We start from the raw sequence: 26,301 nt of genomic DNA on the forward strand, positions 1-26,301 counted from the left end.
TCAGAGCCCGGTTCGTTCCACGGGTAGGCGTGAAAGCAGGCTCCGTGCACAGTCGACGGTCAGTTGCGGGTCGTGACTGAGTACGTAGGAAAACTTGCGTTCCATGTCCGCGCCGGTGTCGCCGAGATCTTTCGCGGCAAGGACCGCCGAGAAATGTGGTGACAGAACCACCACGACCCACTCCTCGCACACCGGATCGCCTGGCTCCAGATCGGCTCCGCGTACCTTCGGTGCCGGTTCGGAGCCCATACCTTGGGCGAGCGCGCCGACCAGTGCTGCCTGAGTTGCCATCACCTCCCACCGCCGCGCGGTGAGTGAGGTGAAGTGTTCACGCTTTTCGAACGAGCCGAGGATCACCGCGGTCTGCAGGGATTGGCTCGCAATGGATTCGAGCCCTTTGCTCATCTCGACGAGCAAACGTTTGGTCGACGGCTTGCTGTCCCTACCCGCTGCGGCAAGTTCATACGGGGAGGCCCGTGGCATCGATCCGCGTTCCGGTGAAGTGCGAAAGCTCAACGGAGACAGCTTTTCCGACGGCTCTACCGGCGACCGATTCTGCTCGGTGAAATACCGGCCCTGCCCGACGCGTGCACCCAGTGCGAGTGCGATGTGCACTGCTTCCTCGTTGTCGATGCCCTCGGCCATGACGATGGCGCCGGTTCGTTCGGTGTACGCCGCGACGGCATTGACGACGCGGGCGGTGAACAGACTCGGTTTTCGAGTGATCAGGGAGCGGTCCAACTTGACTACATCGGGTTCGAGGAGGGGCAGCAGAGCCAGGGACTCCGGCCGGACGCCGACGTGATCGACGGCGATGGCCCAGCCGAGGCGTCGTACGTCTGCGACGGCGCGTAGGAGCTGTGCCGGCCGGCGGATGAGTGAGGTCTCGTCGAGTTGGAGAACGGCGGTACCCGAACCTGCCTGGGCACGGTCGGGGAGGTGCGCAAGCGAGTCGGGATCGATGGCGATGAACAGTGGTACGGCTTTCAAGGAATCGGAGTCTGCGATCCGTCCGACGGCGCCTTCCCATCGAACCAGGTCCAGATCGACCGTCATGTTCATCGCCCGGGCGGCAGAGGCGAGTGCAGCCGGATCACCGAATGCGGAGCCTTCGGGGCCACCGACGATGGCTTCGTGCCCGATGACCTCGGAAGTCAACAGGTCGACGAGTGGCACGAAGTCGATGTGAAGGCTGCCCGGCCCGAGAATCGATTCGAGGCCCCCGCCGTCGAAATTCCTGGTCGAGGTGTCTCCGTTCATACCAAGCCCTCACGTCGTGCGACCGACTGCGTCGCGTCGCCGCGTGAGTTGATGAAGACGTCCAACACGAAGTCCTCGTCCATGTATCCCCCTAGCCGTTCGAGCTCGGCGTTCTCACCGATCACCGCGTGAACGCGATCTCCCGTCAGAGGGTAGTCCGTCACGTGATGACGCCAGTGCACTGCAAGAAGAGTGCCACCGGGTTCGAGATGCGCAGTGGCAGCATCGACTGCTACCCGAAGGTCGGGCTCGTCGAGGTAGTACCCCACCTCGCTGAGCACGATCAAGTCGAACGGCTCCTCACCGGCCACAGCACTCCAGTCGTCGGTCAATGACCACTTCACGAAGTCCACTGTCGCATTGTCGACGGCGGCGCGGGCGGTATCCAGCGCGGAATCGACGATGTCGGTCGATATGAGCGTTTCGCACCGCGTGCTCAGCTTCTCGGTCAGAACCCCGACCGAGCAACCTGGTTCGAGGCCGCGACGGTAGTGCGGCCGAGGGAGGGAGGCGACAGTGATCGAGTACTTTCTCTCCTCGTACCAGTTGGCACACAACCTGAACGGGTCCGTGCCCTCGGCGTACACGGCATCGAAGTAGTCGCCGTGCAGTGTCATCCGAAGATCACCTCGCGGGGTCGCAGCAGGCGTTCCAGTGCGAAGGGAGGTAGCACCGCCCGGTCGTCCGGATGCTCCGACAGTGGTGAAATTTGCGTCCGAAACTCTTGTACCGCAGCCTCTTTGGCCTCTCGCGCATTCGCGTCGAGATCGACCTCGAATGCCCGGCTCCACGGTACGTCCGGATGATCAGGGCAAGCCCAGTGCCACATCCAGATCGGGTACTCGAGAATGGCGATACCGGTGCGTGACGCTGCAGTGATGCAGGCGCGTGCGGTGGCCTCGTGGTCGGGATGGCCGTCTCCGCGCCATGGCGTCAGGCACCAGGTTCCTGGGCCGCCGTGCAACGAATCGGTCAATACATGCGCGAGTTCGTCCTCGTGCTCGGCAATAGCGCCGTCCTCGAACCCCAGACGCGTCGGAGCGTTGCGCACCCCCAGTCGTGCCACGGCTCGCTCCGACTCGCGGGGGCGCTCGGACACGAGGTCAGCGGGCGAGAGCGTCGGCGAACCGGGATGTGAGGCGCCACCATCGGTGACCGCAATTACAGTTATTTCGATTCCGGCGGCGGCAGCCATGGACATCAGCCCGCCGACGCCGAGCACCTCGTCGTCGGGGTGCGGTGCGACGACGACCAACTTGCTGCACCGCGTGAGATCGAGTGGGGGGAAGGTGCGATCCCATGCTCGCCACTCCGACTCGGGAGTTCCCGAGTCGGAGTCTGTGTCGAACGAGTGGGTGATGTCTTCTCGGCCGCTCACCACGGATAGTCCTCCTTCGCAATGTCTTCACCCAATGCTGCCAGATCGCGCTCGGCGTGGCTCTGCCGCAGATACACGCTCAGATCCGCGACCCGCTGGGCGTGTACCGCGTCGGCGCACAGGGGGCCCGCCCCCAGTGCTCGGCCGACTCGATCGATGCATTCGCTGGCGGCGCTCTCGACGATGGCCCGTACTACCCGGGCCCGAATTCGTCCTTGCCCATCGGAATCCATTGGGTCGGAATCTATTTCGGCAGCAGCGGTCGTCAACGCACTCGAAGCGGCACCCAATGCGGCCGCAACCGCGCCCAGATGCGCGTTCTTGTGAGCATCACCACCGGTGCGAGCGGCCGCATGCAGGGTGTCGGCCACCGCGCATGCACTACCGAACCAGCACGATGCGACGCCGATGGCACCGTGCCAGAAACCCGGCCGTTCGATGTAGGCGCCGGCTTCGCCGACAGGTATCGCCGAGGCGCCGTCGAACCGCACGGATCCAGAGTCGCTTCCTGCCATTCCGACGGCATGCCATGTATGTGGGATCGGGGCGCACCAGTTCTGCGTCAGATCCACTGCGAACATCTGCGACCGGTCGCCGACCTTCGCTGTCACCAGGGCATCGGTACAGATGTGCGCACCCGAGCACCACGGCTTCACTCCGGTGAGCTTCCAACCACCCTGGTCCTGAACGGCCTGGAGTACCGGGGTGGGCGGCTCGGCTGCCCAGACGCCCCAGATCTGCCCGCGCCTGGGTTTCGGGCCGTCGAGTTCGGCAAGGATGGCGATGGCATCTGCGTGCCCCTCGGCGAGGCGTCCGAGCACGGTGTTCTCTCTGCTCAGCATCGCCAGGGCTTGCCACCGCGCATCGGTGTTGCCTGCGCCGGGCAGCGGCAGGTCGGCGGCCTCCTCGACAACCCACTTGCGCAGTCTCGGAGTGATGTCGATCGTCATTGCGTCAACGCCGCTTCGAGGGTGCGGAGGTGCCCGGCGAATCCATCGGGTGCCCGGCCGTCCCGGCGATTCGACGTCGACACCGGCGAGTCGCATGCGTACAGCACCGGGATCGAACTGCTCTCCACCCGACGAATCAGATCCACGTCCTCTCCGGTCGGCAACGACCCGAACCCGCCGACGGCCCGATAGACGTCCGCGCGGAGGGCAAGATTTGCCCCGTGCACGTGCCGGTGCCCGACGTGGTTGCGGTACCCGGATCGGTAGGCACGTTCGAGGCCGGAACTGGCGGAATCGAGTTCGACGCGCACCGTGCCCGCGACGGCCTGGGCACCACGCCGCGCATGCCGTAGGTGCGAGGCCAACCAGTCGGGACGGACCTCACTGTCGGCGTCGGTCGTCGCGTACCAGGTTTCGTGCAGATTCGTCCCGCTCAGCCCGGAAGAGCGTTCCTCGGCGGCTCGAAAGCCTGCCGCGCGAGAGGACCCGACATTGCGGAAGTCCACCGATATCACCGAGCTCTCATCGGTATGTGCTGCCCACTCCGCAGCGATCGTCGGGGAGCTGTCGGAGCACGCGTCGAGTACCACGATGGTGCGTACTTCCACATCTTCGACGTACGCGCGGGAGCGGGCGAGGGAAGTCAAGGCCTGCTGCAGTAGATCCTCCTCGTTGTGAACCGGCACAACGACGACGATCTGTCGAATACGAGCCGAACAGTTTTTCACGTGTGCATCCTTCGCGGTCGTCGATCGCGAGGCTGGGACATCGAAGCGTCCGGACCTGGGCTGTCCGGTGTATTCGGCGTCCGCGCATCCGACTCGACATAATCTGCCGCCGGTGGCTCGACGGAATGCTGATAGGTCCGATAGACCCGCCTGGGAGTGCCCGTTAGTGGCACAATCCAAACACGGGTCGGCGGCTCACGAGGAAAGGTGTGGCGGTGTTCTTTCAACGTGGAGTGGTGCGGAAGGTGGCGCTGGTGGCAGGCCCGGTGTTGATAGGGGTGCCGGTGGCGTTGCTGACGGCCGGAACGGCGCACGGCGCCGAGTTGTCCTGCGGTGGGCAGCCCCCGGTGGAAAATGTGCTCGTCGATGGGACGAGTGCGTGCGGCGTGCGGACCGACGCCACGAGCAACGCATTCGCTCATGCACTCGATGCAGTCGCGTTCGCGCGCGCCGAGGTCGGTGGCAGCGCGGTCGGTGTTGCCCAGGGCGGTGCCGTCGCCGCTGCCGAAACAGCGTCAGGCCAGGTCGGCGCACTCGCGTTCGGCCACAATGCGGTGTCGATCGTCTCGCCCGATCCCGGCGCAGTCGCGGTAGCTCTTTCGCTGGCCCCCGGCCAGACGTTCGTGGGGACTGCGTCGGAAGGCGTGCGGTGTGACGCAGGAGCAGGTCTCGCACTGAATCTCACCACCGGACAGAGTTGCCTGTCCGACGGCGCCACCACTTGGAGGTCTGGCGTCGTCTCACCTCGGTGAGTGCTTCTTACGATCACAAGTTTTTCTTCGACAACATATGAGGGGGATGGCAATGTCGACACAGTTCAGCACCAACGAAGAGGTATTTCTCCGGATCGGCAAGGACCTCTGGTGGGCCGTTCTGATACGCGGGATAGTGGCCATCGTCTTCGGAATCGTTGCTCTGGCCTGGCCGGATGTCACGGTGTGGGCTCTGGTAGTCATTTTCGGTGCCTACGCGATCGTCGACGGGGTCTCGGCCATCGTTCGGGCAGCTCGGGCGAGGAAGGTCGAATCGGGTTGGGTGTGGTGGATGCTCGGTGGATTCGTCTCGCTCGGTGCCGGAATTGTCGCGTTCGTATGGCCGAACATAACGGCACTCGCTGTCGTCTTCGTCATAGGAATCTGGGCGATTTTGGGGGGAATCCTGGAAATAGCAGGATCTCTGCGACTACGGCGACTCGACGGCGCAACGCATTGGGTAGGGCTCATGATCGCGGGTGTTCTCGAACTCCTCTTCGGTCTCATTCTGGTGTTCTTCCCTGGTAGCGGCATCCTCGGCATCGTTTGGCTGGTTGGTGTGTTTGCGTTGCTCTTCGGCATCGCATTCGTCGTTTCGGCATTTCAGTTGCGATCGATGGCAAAGAAAGCCGGAATGATCTGAAACGTTCGATTTCGATTCGCACAATGTCGGCCGGGTATGTGTTAATGGCTTTTGAACTGCACGCTCGGGGAAGACTAAGGATGGACCGAAAAGTTATGGCATTCGCATCTAGGGCATCGCGCCGATTGGCCGTCCGGCTGTCTCTGGCGACCGTGACGGCTGCAGTGGGTATGAGTGCGCTGATCGCGCCGGCTCAGGCCGCTCCTCTGTGGCCCGGCGGTCCCGAGGCGCCCACCCTCCCTTCGTTCCCGGGCTCGTCGGACCCGGCCGCGCCGGTGCTACCCCAGCCGCAGATCCCGCGCCTGGCACCTGCGAACTTTTCCGATCCGTCCATCAGTCCGTCCGGCGGTGAGGTAGTCGGTGTCGCGCAGCCGATTGCCATCCGCTTCAACGAGGCGATCGGCGATCGCGGTGCGGCCGAACGTGCAATTCACATCACGACCTCACCTGCAGTCGACGGCCACTTCTACTGGATCAACGACAGCCAGGTCCGGTGGCTGCCCAACGAGTTCTATCCGGCACACACTCAGGTCACCGTCGAAGCAGCAGGTTCGCGCACCGACTTCTCTACCGAAGACTCCGTCATCACCACCGCGGACGACGCGACCCACACCATGACGATCACGCGCAACGGTGAGGTCGTGAAGACGATGCCGACATCGATGGGCAAGGCTGGGCACGAGACGCCCAACGGCACCTACCTCGTCGGCGAGAAGTTCCGCGACATGTACATGGATTCGTCCACCTACGGCGTACCGGTCGATTCGCCCGAGGGGTACCGCACCTACGTCGAGTACGCGACGCGCATCTCCTACAGTGGCATCTTCGTCCATGCCGCTCCGTGGTCGGTCGACTCGCAGGGTTACGAGGATGTCAGCCACGGCTGCTTGAACGTCAGCACCGAGGATGGACGATGGTTCTTCGAGAACTCGCAGAAGGGTGATCCCGTCGTCGTCGTCAACAGTGGCGGTGGCACTTTGAGTGGCTCCGACGGCTTGGGTGACTGGAACCGCTAGTTCTTGGTTTCGATGTTCTTGTTAGTTCGAAAGTAGTTCACCTTTAATTCGTTGCGGGTGAGCAGAGTCCCCGTTTGTGAGTACAACGACCGAACGAGTGCTGCCCGCGGCAGGCCGGAGATCATTCTTCGGCCGGCCGTGGAGCGACTACGCACTGTTCCTGATCCTGTTGGGGCCCAATCTCGTTCTGCTGGTCGTGTTCACCTACCGACCTTTGCTCGAGAACTTCCAATTCTCTTTCTACGACTGGAACCTTTCTTCGCCGACGTCGAAGTTCATCGGCTTGGAGAACTATCGCGAATGGTTCTCCCGTGACGACACCTGGACCATCGTCGGTAACACCGTGGTGTTCACGATTGCGGCAGTGGTCGGCAGCCTGGTGCTCGGTCTGGCACTGGCGATGCTGCTCGATCGAGCGCTCCGTGGCCGCAACTTCGTTCGGTCCGCGATCTTCGCACCGTTCGTCATTTCCGGTGCTGCGATCGGAATTGCCTTCCAGTTCGTGTTCGACCCGAACTTCGGTCTGGTGCAGGACCTTCTGCACCGAGTGGGCCTGACTTCTCCGGACTTCTATCAGGACCCGCACTGGGCGTTGTTCATGGTGACGGTGACATATCTGTGGAAGAACCTCGGTTATGCCTTCGTCATCTACCTCGCTGCGCTGCAGGGCGTCCGCAAGGAACTCATGGAGGCGGCGGAGATCGACCGCGCCGGTAGGTGGATAACTTTCCGTAAAGTTCTTCTCCCACAACTGCGTCCGACGACCTTCTTTCTTTCGATCACAGTCCTGCTCAACTCGTTGCAGGTCTTCGACATCATCAACGTGATGACGCGCGGAGGGCCGCTCGGCAACGGCACGACGACGATGGTGTTCCAGGTCTACGAAGAGACTTTCCGCAACTTCCGCGCCGGATACGGCGCAACGGTGGCGACGATCATGTTTCTCGTCCTGTTGATCATCACCCTCCTGCAGGTTCGAATCATGGATCGAGACGATCAGCGATGACACTCACCGCGCCGCGCATCGCCACCGAGACGGTCTCGCCCGTCCGAGCCCCCGACGTGCAACGGAACCGGCACCTGTCCACTGTCTTCGGCTACATCGCAATGGTGTTGGTACTCATCATGATCGGGCTACCACTGTTCTGGATTCTCATCACCTCGTTCAAGGAGAGGGGCGAGATCTACGTCCAACCGGTGACGTGGTGGCCGGGTGTATTTCGTCCGCAGAACTACGCCGAGGCAGTGACCGAAGTGCCGTTCTTCACCTATCTGAAGAACTCTTTGATCATCACGGTCGCGACGTCGTCGATCAAATTCGTTCTCGGTGTGCTGAGCGCGTACGGACTGGTCTTCCTCAGATTCCCGGGCAAGAACTTCGTGTTCCTGGTCATCATCGCTGCGCTGATGGTGCCCAATCAGATCACGGTCATCTCGAACTATTCGCTGATCTCCGATCTGGGATGGCGCAACTCTTTTCAGGGAATCATTCTGCCGCTGGCAGGCGTGGCTTTCGGAACGTTCCTGATGCGTAATCACTTTCTGTCGCTTCCAGCCGAGATCATCGAGGCGGCACGAATGGACGGAGCGGGACCGATCAGGCTGCTGCTGCGTGTCGTTCTGCCACTGTCCGGACCGACCATGGTCGCTTTCGCCATCATCACGATCGTCACCGAGTGGAACGAATACCTGTGGCCGTTCCTGATGTCCGACGACTCCTCCGTCGCGCCGCTCCCGGTCGGATTGACACTGCTGCAGAACAGCGAGGGTTACACCAACTGGGGCGCGGTCATGGCTGCCACGATCCTCACCATCCTTCCCATTCTCATCGTCTTCCTAGCCCTCCAGCGCCACATGATCAAAGGCCTCACCTCCGGTGCGGTCAAAGGCTGATTCATCTTCATCGACAGGAGCACAACATCATGGCGAACCTCAATCGGCGCGGTTTTCTCACTCTCACTGGAACATTGGCCGCAGGTGTCGCGCTCGCAGCATGCAGCAGCCCGGGTACGAGCTCGTCGGGCGACGCAGCAACCGGTGACGCGAACACGATCAACTTCTGGTCCAACCATCCTGGAAAATCGCAGGACTTCGAGAAGGAACTCATCTCGCGCTTTCAAGCCGAGAACCCGGGCTTGACCGTCAACCTGATCGACGGTGGCAAGAACTACGAGGAGGTGTCGCAGAAGTTCAACGCGGCACTTTCCGGCAACGACGTGCCCGACGTCGTCGTACTGTCCGATGTCTGGTGGTTCAACTACGCGCTCACCGGCGCGATCGAACCGCTCGACAAGCATTTCTCTGCAGCAGGGGTCGACTCCGCCGACTACGTGGATTCGCTTCTCGCCGATTACAACTGGAACGGCAACCACTGGGCGCTGCCGTACGCGCGGTCGACCCCACTGTTCTACTACAACAAGGCCGTCTGGTCACAGGCAGGATTGCCCGATCGCGGACCCGCGACGTGGGCCGAATTCGACGAATGGGGCCCACGTATCCAAGCCGTCGTCGGCAACGGCAAGCTGGCCCACGGCTGGGGTAACGCGGTGGACTACCTCGGCTGGACGTACGAGGGGCCGATCTGGACGTTCGGTGGCAGCTACTCCGAGGGCTTCGATCTGAAGTTCGGCGACGAGAAGACCATTGCCGCAGGACAATTCCTCAAGGATTCGATTCACACCAAGAAGTACGCCGGGGTGTCCAACGATATCGCCAACGACTTCGGCGCAGGTATCATCGCCTCGACCATCGCCTCGACCGGTGACCTGTCCAGCATCGACCAGAACGCAACCTTCGAGTTCGGCACGGCCTTCCTGCCGTCGTCGGACGGGAAGCCGGGATGCCCGACGGGTGGAGCCGGACTCGCCATCCCGTCGAAGATCTCCGAGGAACGAAAGGTCAATGCGCTGAAGTTCATCGACTTCGTGACCAACGGCGCCAACACGGCGTACTTTTCACAGAACACCGGTTACATGCCGGTTCGCAAGTCGGCCCAACAGGATCCGAGTGAGATCGCGTTCCTCGAAGCCAATCCGAATGCGAGGACGGCCGTCGACCAGCTCGCGTTCACTCGCAGCCAGGACTACGCCCGCGTCTTCGTCCCCGGTGGTGACAAGATCATCGGTACCGGTCTCGAACAGATCGCGCTGCAGAACGCCGATGTAGCAACCACATTCGCGAGCGTTGCCGATCAGCTCCAGCAGATCATCGACCGCCAGATCACCCCGAATCTTCCCGCGTAATGGCAGCGGTCCAGTACTCCGGCGTCTCGCACCGATACCCTGGTGCGGAGTCGCTGGCAGTCGACAGCCTCGATCTCGATATCGCCGATGGTGAATTCATCGTGCTGGTCGGGCCGTCGGGATGCGGTAAGTCGACGTCGCTGCGGATGCTCGCCGGCCTCGAATCGGTGGAAAGCGGCCGAATCGACATCGGTGGGATCGACGTCACCGGGCTCGCACCACGGGCCAGGGACGTCGCCATGGTGTTTCAGAACTACGCGCTGTACCCCAACATGACCGTCGCCGACAATATGGGTTTTGCGCTGCGGAACGCGGGAATGAGCAAGGCAGACACCGCGGTGCGCGTCCATGAGGCTGCGAAGATGCTCGAACTCGAAGCGTTGCTCGACCGTAAGCCGGGCAAGTTGTCCGGTGGTCAACGTCAGCGAGTTGCCATGGGGCGGGCAATCGTTCGTCAACCCACGGTGTTCTGCATGGACGAACCACTGTCCAATCTCGACGCCAAGCTTCGCGTCAGCACCAGGGCGCAAATCGCGGGGCTGCAGAAGCGACTTGGTACGACGACGGTCTACGTCACTCACGACCAGGTCGAGGCCATGACGATGGGTGATCGAGTTGCGGTCCTGCTCGATGGGAAACTGCAGCAGATCGCTCCACCCAGGGAGCTGTACGACAATCCGGTGAACACCTTCGTGGCAGGGTTCATCGGTTCTCCTGGAATGAATCTCGTCGAGGCTGTCGTAGTCGAGGGTGCGGCGGTGATCGGGGATCTTCGCATTCCTCTTCCCCGTGGCGCTGTTCTCCGTGACACCGCGGGGCGAGTGGTGCTGGGAATTCGGCCGGAATCGTGGCGGCTCGTGGGCGAGCATGGAGGCGCGGTGGCGTCGACAGTCGAGCTGATCGAGGAACTCGGCGCCGAATCATACCTGTACGCAGCTCCCGAGCCCGGCGCGAACTGGAGCACCCAGTCCGGCCGGTTCGCTGTTCGGGTCGATCGGAAGCTGGACGTCCGTCTCGGCCAGACGGTGCGCCTCGTTCCGAACCTCGACGAGGTGTTTTTCTTCTGCGCTACTACCGGCTCGCGCCTGTAGATGCAGGTTGCCCGAGCTCTACGGGCAGCGAGGCCCAGCCGTGCAGGACTCGGGTTTCTCGCCGGACTCCCTCACCTGCCGATCGCAGGTGGGGGAATCTGTCGAAGAGCGTTTTCAGGCCGACTTCGGACTCGGCCTTCGCCAATGATGCACCGAGACAGTAGTGACGCCCACCGGAGAACGAAAGATGTTTGTTCGCGTTCGCGCGGGTGACGTCGAACCGATACGGGTCGTCGAAGACGTCCGGATCGCGATTGGCACCGGCCAACACGAGGACCACCAGCCCGCCCTTGGGTATTCCGATGCCCTCCACGACGACGTCGTGACGGGCGAGACGACCCGTGAGCTGGACCGGTGATTCCAGGCGCAACATTTCGTCGACGGCGTTGGGCCAGTGCGAGGGGTCGCGGGTCAGTACCTCGAGCTGGTCGGGGTGGTCGAGAAGTAGTCGGATTCCGCTGCCGAGCAGATTGACCGTCGTCTCGAATCCTGCTGCCAGTACCAGCCCGGCGGTCGAGCGGAGCTCTTCGTCGTTCAGCCCGACGCCGTCCTCGGTGGCGGCGATGAGCTGACTCATCAAGTCGTTGCCTGGGTTTTTGCGCAGCTCGGCGAGATGATCGCCCAGCCAGGCATCGAAACCTTCGAGCCCTTTCTCGACCTGGTTGAACTGTTTCCACGACAAGCCGATGTCCAGGCTCGGTGCAGCCATCTCACCGAACTCGAGGACCCGCGCCCGATCGCTGTCCGGCACGCCGAGAATATTGCTGATCACCGCGACAGGAAGCTGAGCGCAGTACTTGTCGACGATGTCTACTTCGACGCCGCCTGCCGTGAGGTCGTCGAGTAGTCGGTCCGCGGTCTCCTGCACCATCTCGCGCATCTTCGCCACCGCGCGCGGAGTGAAGACCGAGGAGACCAGCTTGCGGTAGCGCGTGTGCTCCGGAGGCTCGACGGAGAGAAGTGAAGGCGGCTTGAGCGGGTGCAGTGCACTCGAGCGCGTGTGCTTTTCGATGAAGCGCAGCGTCCTCGGGAGGTTGGCCCCGAGTTCGCTGACGCGGAAGTCGTCGGAGCGCAGGAGGTCGAACACGACGCGATGGCTGACCGAGATAGTCGAAATCCTGGTCTTCACCAACGGTCCCGACGCGCGAATGCGCTCGAACACCTCTCGCGGATTCTCCCGTGTCGCGGGATCTGCCACGAGCATGGCCTGCGGGTCGCCGGCTTGCGCTGCTTTCTTGGCGCCGTAGCGCACGACCCCATGTGCGGCGAGCCACCTGATTCGAGCTTTCATGCTCCCCTCCTACGCGACCGCGTCCTACCAGATCTTGACGCGCTCTTCCGGGTCCAAGTACAACGCATCTCCAGGCTGTACATCGAAGGCTTGGTGGAAACTGTCGAGATTGCGCACGACGCCGTTGCAGCGAAATTCCGGTGGTGAGTGTGGGTCGACCGCGAGTCGGCGAAGAGCTTCCTCGTCGCGCGCCTTGGTCCGCCACACCTGCGACCAGCCGAAGAAGACCCGCTGTAGGCCGGTCAGGCCGTCGAGTTCGGGCGCTTTCTCCCCACCGAGCGCGATCTTGTACGCGGCTATGGCGATGGACAGCCCACCGAGATCGCCGATGTTCTCACCGATGGTGAATTCACCGTTGACGTGATGACCGGGTAGCGCCTTGGGCTCGAACTGGTTGTACTGCTCGATCAATGCGGCAGTGCGCTTGCCGAATTCGGTTCGGTCGTTGTCGGTCCACCAGTCGACCATGTTCCCGTCGCCGTCGTACTTGGCGCCCTGGTCGTCGAACCCGTGGCCGATTTCATGGCCGATGACGGCACCGATGCCGCCGTAGTTGGCCGCGTCGTCTGCCGCCGCATCGAAGAACGGTGGTTGCAGAATCGCTGCAGGAAAGACGATTTCGTTCATTCCGGGGTTGTAGTACGCGTTCACCGTCTGTGGGGTCATGAACCACTCGTCGCGGTCCACGGGCCCACCGAGTTTGTCGAGTTCGCGCTGATACTCCGCGACATGTCCGCGGCGGTAGTTTCCGACGAGGTCAGCTGCATCGATGGAAACGGCCGAGTAGTCCCGCCAGCGATCGGGGTAGCCGATTTTCGGGGTGAACTTCTCTAGCTTCTCCAGTGCTTTCGCCCGAGTCTGCGGGCTCATCCATTCGAGGTCGGAGATGTTGCGTCGGTACGCTTCCTGCAGATTCTTCACGAGAACCTGCATGCGTTCTTTGGCGTCGGCCGGAAAATGACGATCGACGTACAGCTTTCCGACGGATTCACCGAGCAGATCCTGCACGAGTGACACTCCACGCTTCCATCGCTCGCGGTTCTCCTCGGTGCCGCTGAGAGTCTTTCCGTAGAAAGCGAAGTTCTCCTCGACCAGAGCTGCGGACAGGAGATTCGCTCGACCGTGGATGATGCGCCAGGTCAACCATGCCTTCCAGTCTTCGATGTCTGCCGAGACCCACAGTGCGGCGAAGGTGGACACGAACGGCGGTTGGCGAACGACGATTTCAGCGAACTGCTCGGTGGTGCCACCGAGGCCGGAAATCCATGCGGTCCAATCGAATCCGGAGTCGTTTCGAACGAGGGTGTCGAAGTCGACGAGGTTGTAGCTCTTCTCGGCGTCACGACGCGCGACGACGTCCCAGTGTCCTGCGGCGAGCTTCTTCTCGAGATCGAAGACGCGCTGGGCGTCGTAGTCGACCCCGGCGAGAGCGAACATCTTCGAGATGTGCGCCACGTACGCGCTGCGAATCTCGGCGTAGTTGTCCTCGCGGTAGTACGACTCGTCCGGCAGGCCGATCCCCGACTGGGAGAAGTGCACGAGGTAGCGCGAGGAGTCCTTGGCGTCGGTGTCGACGTAGTGGCCGATGGCCCCGCCGATGCCGGTCCGTTGTAGACCGCCGAGCACGCCGGCCAGTGTCACGAGGTCGGTCGCGTCGGCGACGGCAGCGAGTTCGTCGGAGATCGGGGTGAGTCCGGCTACTTCGACGGCATCGGCATCGAGGAAGCTCGAGTAGAGGTCACCGATCTTTTGTGCGTCGGTGCCTACGGGGGAATTCGAGGCCGCGGACTCCTGAATGATCGCCCGCACGTCTTCTTCGGCCCTGTCGTAAAGAGTTCTGAATGCGCCGTCGACCGCACGGTCGGCCGGGATGGCGTAGTCGTCGAGCCACTTGCCGTTGACATGCACGAACAGGTCGTCCTGCGGGCGCGTGTCAGGGTCTGCGTAGCTGAGGTCGATTCCGGAATTAACAACAGCAGTCATGTGATCCATCTTTACACTCTTACGAGCGATCGGCTGATACTCGAGAACCTGCTCATGGTGTCCGATGCGTTCCGGCATCTGCGAGACCGAAGACGACGTGTGCGAAAGCCCGTCGAGACCAGCGGGAATGGGTACGATATCGAAAACTACCGCGAAGTCTGATCGCGGAACGTACTTGTATTCGTCAAGTGCCGGGGGATTATGAGGTGGGCAACGGCGTGGAAGGCACAGCACCGTGACATTTCTGCGCAGATGGTGGGCTCAGCCATGCAATTACATGCGGATGAAAAAGTATTTCGAGGCGCGAGGTGTCTTGAAGGCATACCGCATCGGAGTCGGTTTCAACTGCATCTTCTTCGGGCTCGCTGGGCTCACAAGTTTTCTGACGGCGTCTCCGCCGAGTTCGACGGTAGGCAGGATCGTCCTCGTCTCTGCTGCCATCTCGTCGTTCGCGGTCGGTGCGCTGTGGATGCGCGGCCCGTGGCCCAGCGAGCGGGCAAGCACGCTGTTCGTCATCTACGCCGATCTCGGCACTACCGTGGCCCTGCTGTCCTACGGGTCGATTCAGATGTCGTTCCCGGTATGTGTGCTTCTCGCCGCGACAGGGTTGTACGTACAGGTATTTCACAGCCCGAAGCTGCTCCTGGCGCACCTGCTCTGGTCTGCAGTAACGGTGGCAGGGATGTTCGTACTCATCCTGGCGTCACCGAATCTCGATCACGGCCTTGCATGGTCGCACCTGATCATGCTGCTGCCCGTCATGTTCACCACTCCCGTATTTCTCCAGTCGATACTGCTGAACCTGCGGGTCGACGCAGATGACGCAATGCTCGACCCGTTGACCGGCCTGCACAACAGACGAGGGCTCGACGAGGCGATACCGTTTTTTCTCCGAGGTCGGAGTGAGGTCTCGGTCTTGGTCATCGACGTCGACCGATTCAAATCGATCAACGATCGCTTCGGACACGAAGGTGGAGACCTGGCGCTCACCCTGATCGCGCGCAGACTCCGCATCGACGAAGTGCTCGTTGCGAGGACCGGCGGCGAGGAGTTCGCGGTGGTGACGACGGTGTCCGCCGAACAAGCAATCTCGGTCGCCGAATGGGTGCGCACTCGCTTGCACTCGAGGCAGGACATCTGCCCACTGACGGTCAGCGTCGGCGTCGCACACTCTGCTTCCGTCGACGGCGATGGAGTGTGCACCGTGACGGATCTGCTTCGGCAAGCGGACGGGGCAATGTACGAGGCCAAACGCCTCGGAGGCAACCAAGTCGTCGTCGCTGATCCGGTTGCTGCGTATCCACCGGTGCGCGCGAGCCGCACGGGTGACTAGACGCCCAGGTTGACGGCGCCGATGTATCCATCGCCGTTCTTTGCCGTGGTGACGACGCCACTGACGTCGTAGATCGAATCGCTCGAATTCTGCACATTGTTCTGCCAGCCGGCATGGTCGGAGTACGGCGTGCCCGCGTAGATCTCGGCTTTGGTGGCGTCGTCGAAAAACAACTGCGTAGTGAGGACGGTGGACTTGTCGACGTGCACCTTGACGTGGATGTGTGTCGTGCGACCTACGTACCATCCTGGGAAGATCGTGGTGAATTTGGCGATTCCATCGGCGTCGGTGGTCTGAGCGCCGCGTAGATAGGTGCTGTCGTCGGTGGTAGCGGACTCGGAGTCGCCGACGCTGTACGAACCATCCGACGTCGCACCCGAGGCTCCCATCCCGCCCGCCGGTGGAGGTCCGCCCATACCGCCGCCCTCAGGGGGTCGCCTCATATCGGCTTCCGGGGGTGCATCGCTGCCGCCGATGTCAGCCGCCGTCGAGCCGGATTCGAAGCCGGAGTAGACGCCGCCGGCATCGCAATGCCAGATTTCCACAACGGCGTTCGCGACGACGTTCGCAGTGCCGGCCGCCGAGCAATTGTCGAGATCCTGCACCCGGAGCGCCAGTTCGAAGGTTGTGCCTGGACGGTCCTCACGAATGTCGCTGCGGATGGAATCGACGTCGAACCAGTACGGCCCCTGGGTTTCCTCGGTGGTCATGGGGCATGACGGTGACTGGTTCAGCAACGCCAGAATGGGATCGGCGGTGTTGGTGGATTGTGCTCCGGCGCTCGTCGTGGCGCTCGCGGCCGTCGTATCGGGGTTGGCGGTACACGCGGCGACGAGTCCGGCGAGGCTCACTCCGCCGCCGAGTGCCAATGCGCGACGACGGCTGACGCGGGCGCGGCTGCGTTCGATGTCCTTGTTCATGGACACTATCCTGGGGTGCGGATCTCCAGGAACCCTGAGTCCTCGCTGGGAATCGGCTGGAAGTGATCAGTTGGGTTCGTTGGGGATGGTGACGTCGAACCTGTCCTCGATGTTCTGCTGCCACTTGTCTGCGCATCGCTGCTGCTCACGCTGGTTGTTGCCCGCATGGCTGATGCAGTCGGCGAAGTCTTTGCCTCCGCTGCGGTTGAACAGTCCGATACCGACGACGAGCAGCACGATCGAAAGCGCAACGGCGACCAGACCCAGAATTATCGAGACGAGGGAGATGGCCCCGTTGGTTGCGGTGCCCTTTCTGGATTTCGAACGACCGATGAATCCGATAACCACAGCCAGCAATCCGAAGATGATGCCACCTAGGATCGTCCAGCAGAGCACGATGCCGAGGATCGCGAGCACGACCGCCACGATGCCGGCGGTATTCTGCGGCGGCGGAGGCGAAGGCTGTGGGTAGCCGCCTTGTGGTGGATAGCCGCCCTGTGGTGGGTAATTGCCTGGTGGATAGCCGCCCTGTGGTGGGTAATTACCCTGTGGTGGGTAATTACTCGGTGGGTAGTTACCTGGTGGGGGATAGCCACCCGGGGGCGGATCCTGGGGTGGGGGTGGGTTCTCGGGTGGCGGTTGGTCTGACACGGCGGAGACCTCCGATGCGTACGAGCGTGAGTGCTGGAGAGTCTAAGCGCCTTGCCTGGCCAGGCATTCGACTATTCGGATGCCGTAATCAACCTGTCATCGACGGTGTTGCTCATCCACCCAGGCGTTCGTGCATCTCCCACACCAGTATCTCGGCAGGTGCGGTTGCCTCGATCCGTTGTCCACCAGATGAACTCAGCCGTACGGCGTCTCCCTCGTACAATTCGCCGACGCCTTCCATCTGGACTGTCCCGGCGACGACGAAAACATGAAGAAACGGCGCGTCGGGGATCGTGATCGGCCGTCCGGGCTGTAACCGTGCTGCGTGCATGGCAGCCGACTTCTGGGATATGCCGATCGCGGACTGCCCGTGATGCTTCTTCATGCCGGATGCCACGGGAATCAGTCCGCCGCGCAGTAATTCGTCGTCGATCTCGAGTTGTTCGTATCCGGGTGTGATGCCAGGGGTGTCCGGCATAACCCACATCTGAACGAATCGAACGGGCTCGTGGTGCTGTTCGCCCGTAAGCCGCCAGGAGTCGTTCTTTTCCGAATGCATGATCCCTTTGCCTGCGCTCATTCGTTGTGCGAGGCCGGGATAGATGACTCCGGAGTGGCCGATCGAATCCTGATGTACGAGCGAACCTTGCACCACCCACGTCACGATTTCCATGTCGCGATGTGGGTGGGTTTCGAATCCTTCTCCAGCAGAGACAGTGTCGTCGTTGTTGACGAGCAGTAATCCGTGATGGGTATTGTCCGGGTCGTAGTGCTGCCCGAAGGAGAAGGAATGCTTCGAATTCAGCCACGCCACACGGGTTTTCGCGCGATCACCGGCGCGATGGACGTCGATGTGGGGAATGGGGGCGAAGCTTGCAGGATGTGGAGCGGACATGGGCCCACTCTACGAGTCGAACGATCGATAGTCGCCAGGCTCGGATAACTTTCGCGCGACGAAAGAAAAACGATCCAGTGCATCAGGTGTGTGAGATCAGGGGGATCGGGTAGCCGTATTCGAAAGATTCGACCGCTCTGCGCTCGGCTCAGCTCGCGCATATCGGCGGATCCATCGTTAGAGTGTGAAAGTAGACCGAGCGAATGCGGAGGCCAGTGAACTCATCTATGACCGATTCGACGCACATCAGCACGGAAGAGTTGGAAACTGCACTTCGGGCGTGGCTTCCGCAGCAACGCTGGTTCGCCGCGAAGGGTTCTCGGATCGTCTCCCTCGTCGTCATCTCGCGGGTTCCTCTGGGTTCGCGTCCAGGGGTGGAGGCAGAGCACGTCCTGGTCGACGTCGGACTGGATGCGCACGTGACCGAAGGGGGCCGCGTCCAGCGCTACCAGGTACCGCTCGGCTTTCGCCGCACTGTGGTCGAGAGCGCTGTACTGGAGTATCTGGCCCCCTGGCAGTTGCCGGTGCGCGAGGGTGAATTCGTGTACGACGGTTTGCGTGATCCGGAGATCATTGAGCTGTATTCCGACGCGTTGTCGGCGGCCCAGCCGATCGGCTCCCTGGAGTTCCGAAACGTGCCGGGTGACTCGGTCGAGACCGGGATGCTCGGTCGGGTGTTGGGCGCGGAACAGTCGAATACTTCGGTGGTGCTAGGTGAAGTGCTGCTGCTCAAGCTGTTTCGGCAGATCTCCCCGGGTATCAATCCGGACATCGAACTTCATCGCGCGTTGGCGGCCACGGGATGCCGATTCGTCGCTCCGCTGCGGGCCTGGATCGAGACCGAGGCGGATGGTGAACTCTCGATGCTCGGTATGGCGCAGGACTTCGTGGCCGACGCTGCAGAGGGCTGGACCACCGCCTTGGCAAGTGTCCGCGACCTGCTGGCGAGCGACCGACAGCCAGCTGAGCTGGTTTCCGATTTCTCCGGTGAGGCATACGACCTGGGTGCTGCGGTTGCCCACGTGCACGCGGATCTGGCGAGGGAGTTGGGTACGGCCGAGCGCGCGGCCTCCTCTACGGCCGTCGAGGAGATCCTCGCGCGAGTCGAAGCTGCGGCTGAAGTGATTCCGAGACTGGCCGATCATCTTCCAGCTGCTCGTGAGCTCATCGCGGGCGCCGAGGCAGCGGGCACGGTGACAGTGCAGCGTATCCACGGCGACCTGCATCTCGGCCAAGTCCTACGCACCTCGGCCGGTTGGTTGCTCATCGACTTCGAGGGTGAGCCGGCAAAGCCACTGGAGGAGCGTAGACAGCGAGACAGTGCGCTTCGCGATGTCGCCGGAATGTTGAGATCGTTCGACTATGCGGCTCATCATCTGCTGCTGGACGATCCGGACGTGACCGAGGCGACCTATGCCAGGGCCTCGGAGTGGGCGAGAAGAAACTCGGCATCGTTCTGCGACGGTTATGCATCGGTCACCGGGTCCGACCCACGCGAAGAATCAGCGTTGCTCAGCGCTTACGAGCTGGATAAGGCTGTCTACGAGGCAGTGTACGAAGCACGTAATCGGCCCGCCTGGCTGGAACTGCCGATGCGTGCGATCCGGCGCTACGCCCCGGCTCGTGCTGGTTCCTAGCCGCTTTCTTCTCGACAGCTATCGAATCGAGTCCGACAAGTCGGCCTCGATCGTGTGGTCCGCAACTTTGGCGACCTCGGCCTCGACCACTCGGTCCGTCGTTTCGATTCGCTTGTCGTGTGAGTCCTCGCCCGCCCCGCACACTATGCACCGAGCGTCCTTCGGGCGCTCCCGTTCGTAATGGTGGCTGTATCTCCCGAAGCTCTGCGCCATCGTGTCGACCCGATTCTGTCCGTGTTCGCGTCGACAACACGACGATTGTCGTCGACAGTGCCGGATCCGGGCATTCGGGTCAAACGGGCGCGTGGTTCACCTCTTTCGTCACAGTAGCCAGGGGTAGGTGCTTCCGTCTCAGCGCGTAAGCACTCCGAGATCCAGGGGCAACTGAATGCCGGTGATGTGCCGAGCCTCGTCCGACGCGAGCCACGCAACGGCGGCCGCGATGTCCTCCGGCTCGCTGATCGGGTCGGGCAACGAACCCATGAAAATCGGTCCGAGTGAGGGGTACTTCTCGATGAGAGCCATCATGTCGCCGGGCTGCATGCCGGTCGCGACGCCGTGCGGATGAATCGTGTTGACACGGATGCCGAACTGTCCGAGCTCGTTGGCCATCGTCCGACACAACCCGACGATGCCGTGCTTGCTCGCTGTGTAATGCGCGAGAAACGGCAGGCCCTTCAGCCCTGCGACCGAACTGGTCATGACGATCGATCCGCCTGTGCCCTGATCGAGCAATATCGGAATCGCAGCCTTCGCCGTGAAGAAGGTGCCGGTGAGATTGACGTCGATCGTCTCTTTCCATTGCTCGGGGGTGATTTCCCACGACATCCCCGCTGCGCAGATTCCGGCATTGGCGATGACGACATCGAGCCTGCCGAGCTGGGCGACCCCGTCGTTCAAAGCGGCCGACAAGGCCGCGAAGTCTCGGGTGTCGGCCTGGGTGGCGACGATCCGGCGATCGAGCGCTTCGACCGCAGCGACCGTTTCCTGCAGGTTCTCCGCGGTGGACCCGTCGTAGAATGTCGACTCGAACTCACCACAGATGTCGACCGCAATAATGTCGGCGCCTTCCGAAGCGAGCCTTATCGCTTCGGCCCTTCCTTGGCCGCGGGCAGCGCCGGTGATGAAGGCAACCTTTCCCTCGAAGCGTCGTGGTTGATGTTCGGTCGATGTGATCATGGCTTCGGACAGTACAACTTCTGGTACTCGCTACGGGGTGGATTCGACCGACGCCGAGTGAGCCCAGTACGGTAAGGGTCAACACGGGAGGTAGGGCAGTTATGGAAAGTATCGGTGCGTTCATAGGAATCGTCGTTGTCGTTCTGACGATCGTTCTCGTGGTCTTCGGTTGTGTCATGTTGTTCGTGGCATCGATCAAGCCTGACCTGATGAACTTCGATCTCGAACGTCGCTCGCGCAACAAGAAGAAGAGCGGTACCGCGTCCTAGCCGGATAATGCGGGTGACTTGGCTCATAGTTGGGCCTTGAATCTCGTGCACCCGCTGTTGGACCGGAAGGACTGTATTCGGTCCAGGACGCCGAAAACTGGAGACGATGACGTGAGCAGCACGCTGGACACGCAGCCGAGAACATGTGCCACAGAGATCAAGGCACGTTTCATGGGTGAGTCGGCACCGGCACAATTCGTCAGATTCGTCTTCGTGGGTGCGTCCAGCAACGTCGTCTACATCGGACTGTTCCTCGGATTGGCCTTTCTGGGTACCTTCGTCGCAAATATTGCCGGAATCGCGGCGAGCACAGTTCTTGCCAATGAACTCCATCGGCGGCATACCTTTCATGCGACGCAGCGTGTCGGATGGTTGCAGACTCAGTGGGAGGCGGGTGGGCTCGCCCTCGCCGGTCTGGCTCTCGGCACCGCAGCCGTCGCCGTCGTCCATATTGTTTTTCCCGGCTCGTCGTGGATCGTGCAGGTCGTCGCCGTCATCGCGGTGAGCGCCGCCACCGGGGCGCTCCGCTTCATCGCGCTTCGCGGATGGGTTTTCTGACCGCCTGGTGAGTCCGCCCAGCGTCGATAAAACATACACACGGCCCGTGCAGGGATAGGCTGACCTCGCTCGATCGAGCGAGGAGGTCGCGATGGGTACATGGTTCACCGAGACGGTCGTGGACAACGGACGCCTCCCCTTGTTCTTTCTACTCGTATCGTTCCTACTGGCATTTCTTTTCATTCGGTTCAGCGTTCGGATGATCAGGGCCGAGGTGTCCTGGTGGCCCGGCAACGTCACCCCAGGTGGCATGCACATTCACCATGTGATGTTCGGACTGGTCATGGTCCTTGTCTCCGGGTTCGCGCTGGTCGCCATCGCGAACTACGAGACCCCCGTTGCCAACTGCATTCTCTCGAGCGTTTTCGGTATCGGAAGTGCGTTGATGCTCGACGAGTTCGCACTGATACTGCATCTTCGCGACGTCTACTGGGCGGAGGAAGGTCGGTCCTCCATCGATGCGGTCTTCGTGGCCGTCGCGATCTCCGGCCTCTATCTTCTCGGCGTTCACCCCATCGGATTCACCGGAGACTTCGACGTCTATCAGCAGGATCGATCACTGATCACGCTTGCGCTGGTCCTCTTCGGGTTGGCACTTCAGCTTGGGCTCGCGGCAATCACCCTGCTCAAGGGCAAGCTGTGGACGGGATTGGTCGGCCTGTTCTTCACCCCGCTCCTCATTATCGGTGCCATCCGGCTCGGCCGACCGTTGTCGCCGTGGGATCGGTGGCGATACGCCGACAAGCCAGGTAAACGAGCGAAAGCCTTCACCCGCGAGAAGCGGTTCCGTGAACCGGTCATCCGGGCAAAAATCTTTGTTCAGGAGGCACTCTCGGGTCGCTTCGGTGTACCGATCGAGATGGCCACACCGACTGCCGCGGTTACTGTGTCGGATCAGCCAGTGCCGGTGGCCAAGGTTCCCAATCGACTCCTGACGGCAATACGGTGGAACCACACTCGGCGACGCTTGCGGAGGACACCGACTTGGCGGCTACCGATGATCCTGGTGTCGTTGTCGATCGTGTTGGCGGCGCTCCTCGTGGACCTGGACGGCGAACTCGGCGACACCGATTCTGCGGTCGGCATCGAATCGACATTCGATATCGGAGCCACTGCCACGTTGCTCGCCGTCATCGCCGGCGGCATGATCACGCTCACCGGCCTGGTGTTCACCGCCATCACCCTGGCCATGCAGTTCGGTGCCTCGCAGATTTCGGTACGTGTGGTGCCGATGCTGCAACAGGAAGCCATCATGAGATGGTCGATCGGGATGTTCCTGTCCACGTTCGTCGTCGCTGTCATCATCGCCTCGGATCTGGCGTTGTCCGGCGAGTCGACAGCACCCGTGCTGTCGACGTCCATTGCAATCCTGTTGGCATTCGTGAGTGCGTTTCTCTTCATCGCGCTGGTAGCGCGCGTGGGAATGGTGCTCAATTCCTCGCGGTTGCTGCGCTGGATCGCGGCACAGAGTCGCTCGTCCATCGTGCGAACCTATCCGGGATTCACGGAAGAGATGGAGCAAGGGCGGAGGGAAGTCGTCTCCGCTGCTCCGGTTCTGACGACACCGCCCCTCACTGCGTCGAGAGATCCGCACAAGGTCGAGCTGCTGGGTAGCTCGACCACGGTTCGACTCCGGCAACTCTCTCCCGACGGCCGAATTCTGTTGGCAGTCAATCTCGCCGGTATCGAGCGACTTGCCGCGGTATGGGGAGTCACTATCGAGGTGCTGCCCTATGTCGGCGAGTTCGTCGCGCAGGACGCTGCGCTGTTCGAGGTGAACGGGCCGCAGTTGCGGGTGCGCCCACACCAGTTGATGGCGTGCCTGGTGTTCGGCGATACCCATAGTCCGACGGTCAGTCCGGCTGCCGGGCTGCAGGCAATCGTCGACATCGCACTCAAAGCGCTCTCACCCGCGATCAACGACCCCGGCAGGGCTGTGCAGGCCATCGACCATCTCGAAGACCTACTCTTGACGTTGGCGCCGAGAGTTCGCCTGGAAGCTTCGGACTCGGTGTCGACACGGATACGTGGAACAACTCGGACCTGGGCTGATTACGTGGCTATCTCGACCGACGAGATCCGGCACTTCAGCACCAACTCCACTCAAGTGCAGCGTCGACTCCGCTCGTTGTTGGACACCCTGCTCGGTTACTGTCCAATCGAGCAACATGCCCCCTTGGTGGCACGTGTGCACGCCCTGGATGCTCAGATCGCGCGTGAGTGGACCGGTGAACTCGATATCGCGCTGGCATCCGTCGCCGATCCTCAGGGGCTCGGTTCCGAAAATGGTTCGGCAGGACGGACACATCCGCTGGTTCTGGGTGTACCGACCGTCGAAACGGACAAATCCGCAGCGGGAGAAGAGCCCGGAAACTAGGTTATGCAAAACTTGCATCCGTGATGACGGCGCTGTTTTCGTGCAAGACCGAGGGTCTCGTCCGACGGGATCGCGCCGAATCGGCAGTCCGAAAGTGTGTCCAGCAAAAGGAGAGTCCCTCGAATGAGTAGCCGCTTCCATCAACGCTCCCCGGAACCGTCGACGTTCCTGCCGGAAGCCGGACTTGCGCGATGACGAATATCGATGCACCGCAGTGGTTCTCGGATGCAGTGGCAATCAAGCCGGTCGAGAGTGACATCGAGGTGCTCGGCGCTTCGATTCACGTCCGCTCGTGGGGTGAGGAAGATCTTCCCGGCGTCGTTCTCGTCCACGGTGGTGCTGCGCACTCGGGATGGTGGGATCACGTCGCACCGTTTCTTGCCCGCGGCCATCGTGTCGTTGCGCTCGATCTGTCCGGCCACGGAGACTCGGCATGGCGGGAAGACTACAAAGTCGAGTACTGGTCTGCCGAAGTTCTTGCGGTGGCGGAAGCGTCGAACTTCATCCACCCCCCAGTGTTGATCGGTCACAGTATGGGCGGTTGGGTCTGCATGGACGCCGCGAAGGGCGACGCCAGAATCGCGGGCGTCGCGGTGATCGACACCCCGCTCAGATCTCCCTCGCCCGAGCAGACCGCAGCGCGGGACAAGCGAGCGTTCGGACCGCTGAAGGTCTATGCCGCTTTGGACGAAGCGTTGGTACGGTTCCGCACTGTTCCAGACCAAGCCGACTCGTTGCCGTACGTGATGGACCACGTTGCCCGCGGATCGGTGCGAGAGGTAGACGGCGGATGGTCGTGGAAGTTCGATCCGAGCATGTTCGGCAGCGCCCGCCCGTCACCGGAGCTGCTTCGATCGGTCCGTTGCCGGGCTGCGCTGTTCCGCGCCGAACGTGGCATGGTCACCCAGGACGTAGCGTCGGACATGTATGAAATGTTCGGCAGATCGGCGCCGGTGATCGAGATCCCGCTGGCTGGACATCACGTCATGCTGGATCAGCCGTTGCCGTTGGTGTCGGGCCTGCTCACCTTGCTTGCAGATTGGGACCACTCCAGGGCACAGGTGGCCGGCGCCCAACACATGTGAGGGCGCCCAAGTGTGGGGAGTGGGGTTTGCAACATCTAACAGAGTCTCGCGTGGACGTCCTCGCCGATAGGGAAACCGACCTACCCTTACGTAGGTATTTTTCACTAGAGGAGGCATGTCCATGGCGAGGGATCTGACACAGCTGGAGCTGCTACACGAGCTGGTTCCTGTTGCGGAAGACAACGTGAACCGCCACATGTCGATGGCGAAGGAGTGGCACCCGCACGATTACGTGCCGTGGGACGAAGGCCGCAACTTCGCTGCACTCGGTGGGGTGGACTACGAACCGGAGCAGAGCACACTCTCCGAGGTAGCGCGAGCAGCGATGATCACCAACCTGCTCACCGAGGACAATCTGCCCTCGTACCACCGCGAGATCGCCGAAAACTTTTCGCAGGACGGCGCCTGGGGCACCTGGGTGGGACGGTGGACCGCGGAGGAGAACCGGCACGGCATCGTCATGCGTGACTACCTGGTGGTCACCCGCGGTGTCGATCCGGTCGCGCTCGAACAGGCCCGGATGATTCACATGACCAACGGTTTCGCCTCACCGGCGGGCGCACAGACCGGACTGTTGCATTCGGTCTCGTACGTCACCTTCCAGGAACTCGCCACGCGCGTCTCGCATCGCAACACCGGCAAGGTGTGCGACGACCCGATCGCCGACCGGATGCTCCAGCGCATCGCCGCGGATGAGAACCTGCACATGATGTTCTACCGCAACGTCACCGCTGCCGCTCTCGACATCGCGCCGGATCAGACGTTGGAAGCGATTTCGCATATCGTGATGAACTTCCAGATGCCCGGTGCCGGGATGCCGAACTTCCGCCGTAACGGTGTGTTGATGGCCAAGCACGGTATCTACGATCTGCGTCAGCACCTCGAGGACGTGGTGTGGCCGGTGCTGCGGAAGTGGCAGATCTTCGAACGTGAGGACTTCACCGGCGTCGGGGAATCCAAGCGTGAAGAGCTGGCCGTGTTCCTCGAAGACCTCGAGCGTCAGGCCACCAAGTTCGAGGAAATGCGTGATCGTTCCCTCGCACGCGAAGCCGCCAAAGCAGAG

Annotated in this window: 26 protein-coding genes; 14 read left to right on the top strand and 12 right to left on the bottom strand. The window is 61.9% G+C overall.

The annotated features are described in order from the left end of the window. From BJD99_RS01435 to BJD99_RS01455, 5 genes are read right to left on the bottom strand one after another with little or no spacing between them, the layout of a single operon-like run. A complete protein-coding gene (locus BJD99_RS01435; protein WP_084345023.1) occupies positions 1 to 1,260 on the bottom strand; it encodes an EAL domain-containing protein in 1,260 nt (419 codons plus the stop codon). Next, on the bottom strand, positions 1,257 to 1,877 hold the full coding sequence (locus BJD99_RS01440; protein WP_084345024.1) for a bifunctional 2-polyprenyl-6-hydroxyphenol methylase/3-demethylubiquinol 3-O-methyltransferase UbiG: 621 nt from the start codon (positions 1,875 to 1,877) through the stop codon (positions 1,257 to 1,259). The genes BJD99_RS01435 and BJD99_RS01440 overlap by 4 nt, the downstream gene beginning before the upstream one ends. After that, a complete protein-coding gene (locus BJD99_RS01445; RefSeq protein WP_256895287.1) occupies positions 1,874 to 2,638 on the bottom strand; it encodes a PIG-L deacetylase family protein in 765 nt (254 codons plus the stop codon). The genes BJD99_RS01440 and BJD99_RS01445 overlap by 4 nt, the downstream gene beginning before the upstream one ends. After that, a complete protein-coding gene (locus BJD99_RS01450) occupies positions 2,635 to 3,588 on the bottom strand; it encodes an acyl-CoA dehydrogenase family protein (RefSeq protein ID WP_084345026.1) in 954 nt (317 codons plus the stop codon). Before BJD99_RS01450 ends, BJD99_RS01445 begins: the two co-directional genes overlap by 4 nt. Beyond that, positions 3,585 to 4,316, bottom strand: a complete 732-nt coding sequence (locus BJD99_RS01455) for a glycosyltransferase family 2 protein (protein ID WP_084345027.1) — start codon at positions 4,314 to 4,316, stop codon at positions 3,585 to 3,587. Before BJD99_RS01455 ends, BJD99_RS01450 begins: the two co-directional genes overlap by 4 nt. Positions 4,317 to 4,531: 215 nt before the next feature. Between BJD99_RS01455 and BJD99_RS01460 the strand changes: the two genes are divergently transcribed. The 7 genes from BJD99_RS01460 to BJD99_RS01490 all read left to right on the top strand — a co-directional run bounded on the left by BJD99_RS01460 (position 4,532) and on the right by BJD99_RS01490 (position 11,060). After that, entirely contained in the window at positions 4,532 to 5,068 is a 537-nt protein-coding gene (locus BJD99_RS01460) for a DUF6764 family protein (RefSeq protein ID WP_256895289.1), read from the top strand. Between the two features lie 52 nt (positions 5,069 to 5,120). Further along, complete coding sequence (locus BJD99_RS01465) at positions 5,121 to 5,711, top strand: HdeD family acid-resistance protein (RefSeq protein ID WP_143541989.1); 591 nt, start codon at positions 5,121 to 5,123, stop codon at positions 5,709 to 5,711. A gap of 95 nt (positions 5,712 to 5,806) precedes the next feature. Then, the gene (locus BJD99_RS01470; protein WP_373270496.1) at positions 5,807 to 6,727 is read left to right on the top strand and encodes an Ig-like domain-containing protein; all 921 of its coding nucleotides are present in this window, start codon (positions 5,807 to 5,809) and stop codon (positions 6,725 to 6,727) included. A 97-nt stretch (positions 6,728 to 6,824) separates the two neighbouring features. Continuing rightward, positions 6,825 to 7,733, top strand: coding sequence for a carbohydrate ABC transporter permease (locus tag BJD99_RS01475; protein ID WP_084345031.1), 909 nt, complete (start codon positions 6,825 to 6,827; stop codon positions 7,731 to 7,733). After that, positions 7,730 to 8,620, top strand: a complete 891-nt coding sequence (locus BJD99_RS01480; RefSeq protein WP_084345032.1) for a carbohydrate ABC transporter permease — start codon at positions 7,730 to 7,732, stop codon at positions 8,618 to 8,620. Before BJD99_RS01475 ends, BJD99_RS01480 begins: the two co-directional genes overlap by 4 nt. Positions 8,621 to 8,649: 29 nt before the next feature. After that, a complete protein-coding gene (locus BJD99_RS01485) occupies positions 8,650 to 9,969 on the top strand; it encodes an ABC transporter substrate-binding protein (protein ID WP_084345033.1) in 1,320 nt (439 codons plus the stop codon). After that, a complete protein-coding gene (locus BJD99_RS01490) occupies positions 9,969 to 11,060 on the top strand; it encodes an ABC transporter ATP-binding protein (protein WP_084345034.1) in 1,092 nt (363 codons plus the stop codon). Before BJD99_RS01485 ends, BJD99_RS01490 begins: the two co-directional genes overlap by 1 nt. On the opposite strand, the gene BJD99_RS01495 is transcribed toward BJD99_RS01490, so the two are convergent. After that, on the bottom strand, positions 11,041 to 12,351 hold the full coding sequence (locus BJD99_RS01495) for a cytochrome P450 (protein WP_084345035.1): 1,311 nt from the start codon (positions 12,349 to 12,351) through the stop codon (positions 11,041 to 11,043). The two genes, BJD99_RS01490 and BJD99_RS01495, sit on opposite strands and share 20 nt — an antisense overlap. Positions 12,352 to 12,375: 24 nt before the next feature. Then, positions 12,376 to 14,334, bottom strand: a complete 1,959-nt coding sequence (locus BJD99_RS01500) for a M13 family metallopeptidase (protein WP_084345059.1) — start codon at positions 14,332 to 14,334, stop codon at positions 12,376 to 12,378. Between the two features lie 235 nt (positions 14,335 to 14,569). Between BJD99_RS01500 and BJD99_RS01505 the strand changes: the two genes are divergently transcribed. Beyond that, the gene (locus BJD99_RS01505; RefSeq protein ID WP_256895294.1) at positions 14,570 to 15,667 is read left to right on the top strand and encodes a GGDEF domain-containing protein; all 1,098 of its coding nucleotides are present in this window, start codon (positions 14,570 to 14,572) and stop codon (positions 15,665 to 15,667) included. Here BJD99_RS01505 and BJD99_RS01510 read toward each other — a convergent pair. The 3 genes from BJD99_RS01510 to BJD99_RS01520 form a co-directional block, all read right to left on the bottom strand. Continuing rightward, the gene (locus BJD99_RS01510) at positions 15,664 to 16,587 is read right to left on the bottom strand and encodes a protocatechuate dioxygenase (protein ID WP_084345037.1); all 924 of its coding nucleotides are present in this window, start codon (positions 16,585 to 16,587) and stop codon (positions 15,664 to 15,666) included. The genes BJD99_RS01505 and BJD99_RS01510 overlap by 4 nt on opposite strands. Positions 16,588 to 16,653: 66 nt before the next feature. After that, complete coding sequence (locus BJD99_RS21085; RefSeq protein ID WP_143541990.1) at positions 16,654 to 17,238, bottom strand: DUF4190 domain-containing protein; 585 nt, start codon at positions 17,236 to 17,238, stop codon at positions 16,654 to 16,656. A 112-nt stretch (positions 17,239 to 17,350) separates the two neighbouring features. After that, on the bottom strand, positions 17,351 to 18,133 hold the full coding sequence (locus tag BJD99_RS01520) for a pirin-like bicupin family protein (protein ID WP_084345039.1): 783 nt from the start codon (positions 18,131 to 18,133) through the stop codon (positions 17,351 to 17,353). 227 nt (positions 18,134 to 18,360) lie between these two features. On the opposite strand from BJD99_RS01520, the gene BJD99_RS01525 reads away from it, so the two are divergent. Beyond that, positions 18,361 to 19,770, top strand: a complete 1,410-nt coding sequence (locus BJD99_RS01525) for a hypothetical protein (RefSeq protein WP_143541991.1) — start codon at positions 18,361 to 18,363, stop codon at positions 19,768 to 19,770. Between the two features lie 18 nt (positions 19,771 to 19,788). Here BJD99_RS01525 and BJD99_RS20610 read toward each other — a convergent pair whose 3' ends face one another. Together BJD99_RS20610 and BJD99_RS01530 are read right to left on the bottom strand one after the other, a co-directional pair. After that, the gene (locus BJD99_RS20610) at positions 19,789 to 19,983 is read right to left on the bottom strand and encodes a hypothetical protein (RefSeq protein WP_143541992.1); all 195 of its coding nucleotides are present in this window, start codon (positions 19,981 to 19,983) and stop codon (positions 19,789 to 19,791) included. A gap of 138 nt (positions 19,984 to 20,121) precedes the next feature. Continuing rightward, on the bottom strand, positions 20,122 to 20,949 hold the full coding sequence (locus BJD99_RS01530; RefSeq protein WP_084345041.1) for a mycofactocin-coupled SDR family oxidoreductase: 828 nt from the start codon (positions 20,947 to 20,949) through the stop codon (positions 20,122 to 20,124). 101 nt (positions 20,950 to 21,050) lie between these two features. Between BJD99_RS01530 and BJD99_RS20855 the strand changes: the two genes are divergently transcribed. The 5 genes from BJD99_RS20855 to BJD99_RS01550 form a co-directional block, all read left to right on the top strand. Beyond that, positions 21,051 to 21,218 (top strand): hypothetical protein, encoded by a 168-nt coding sequence (locus BJD99_RS20855; RefSeq protein WP_179142135.1) that lies wholly within the window; start codon positions 21,051 to 21,053, stop codon positions 21,216 to 21,218. Between the two features lie 111 nt (positions 21,219 to 21,329). Further along, entirely contained in the window at positions 21,330 to 21,776 is a 447-nt protein-coding gene (locus BJD99_RS01535; protein ID WP_084345042.1) for a GtrA family protein, read from the top strand. A 91-nt stretch (positions 21,777 to 21,867) separates the two neighbouring features. Beyond that, complete coding sequence (locus BJD99_RS01540) at positions 21,868 to 24,153, top strand: DUF2254 family protein (RefSeq protein WP_084345043.1); 2,286 nt, start codon at positions 21,868 to 21,870, stop codon at positions 24,151 to 24,153. 191 nt (positions 24,154 to 24,344) lie between these two features. Further along, a complete protein-coding gene (locus BJD99_RS01545; RefSeq protein ID WP_084345044.1) occupies positions 24,345 to 25,238 on the top strand; it encodes an alpha/beta fold hydrolase in 894 nt (297 codons plus the stop codon). Positions 25,239 to 25,359: 121 nt separating this feature from the next. Beyond that, on the top strand, positions 25,360 to 26,301 hold a 942-nt coding region (locus tag BJD99_RS01550), incomplete at its 3' end, for an acyl-ACP desaturase (protein ID WP_084345060.1).

The organism is Rhodococcus sp. 1163, assembly GCF_002091985.1.
Taxonomy (GTDB): Bacteria; Actinomycetota; Actinomycetes; order Mycobacteriales; family Mycobacteriaceae; genus Rhodococcoides.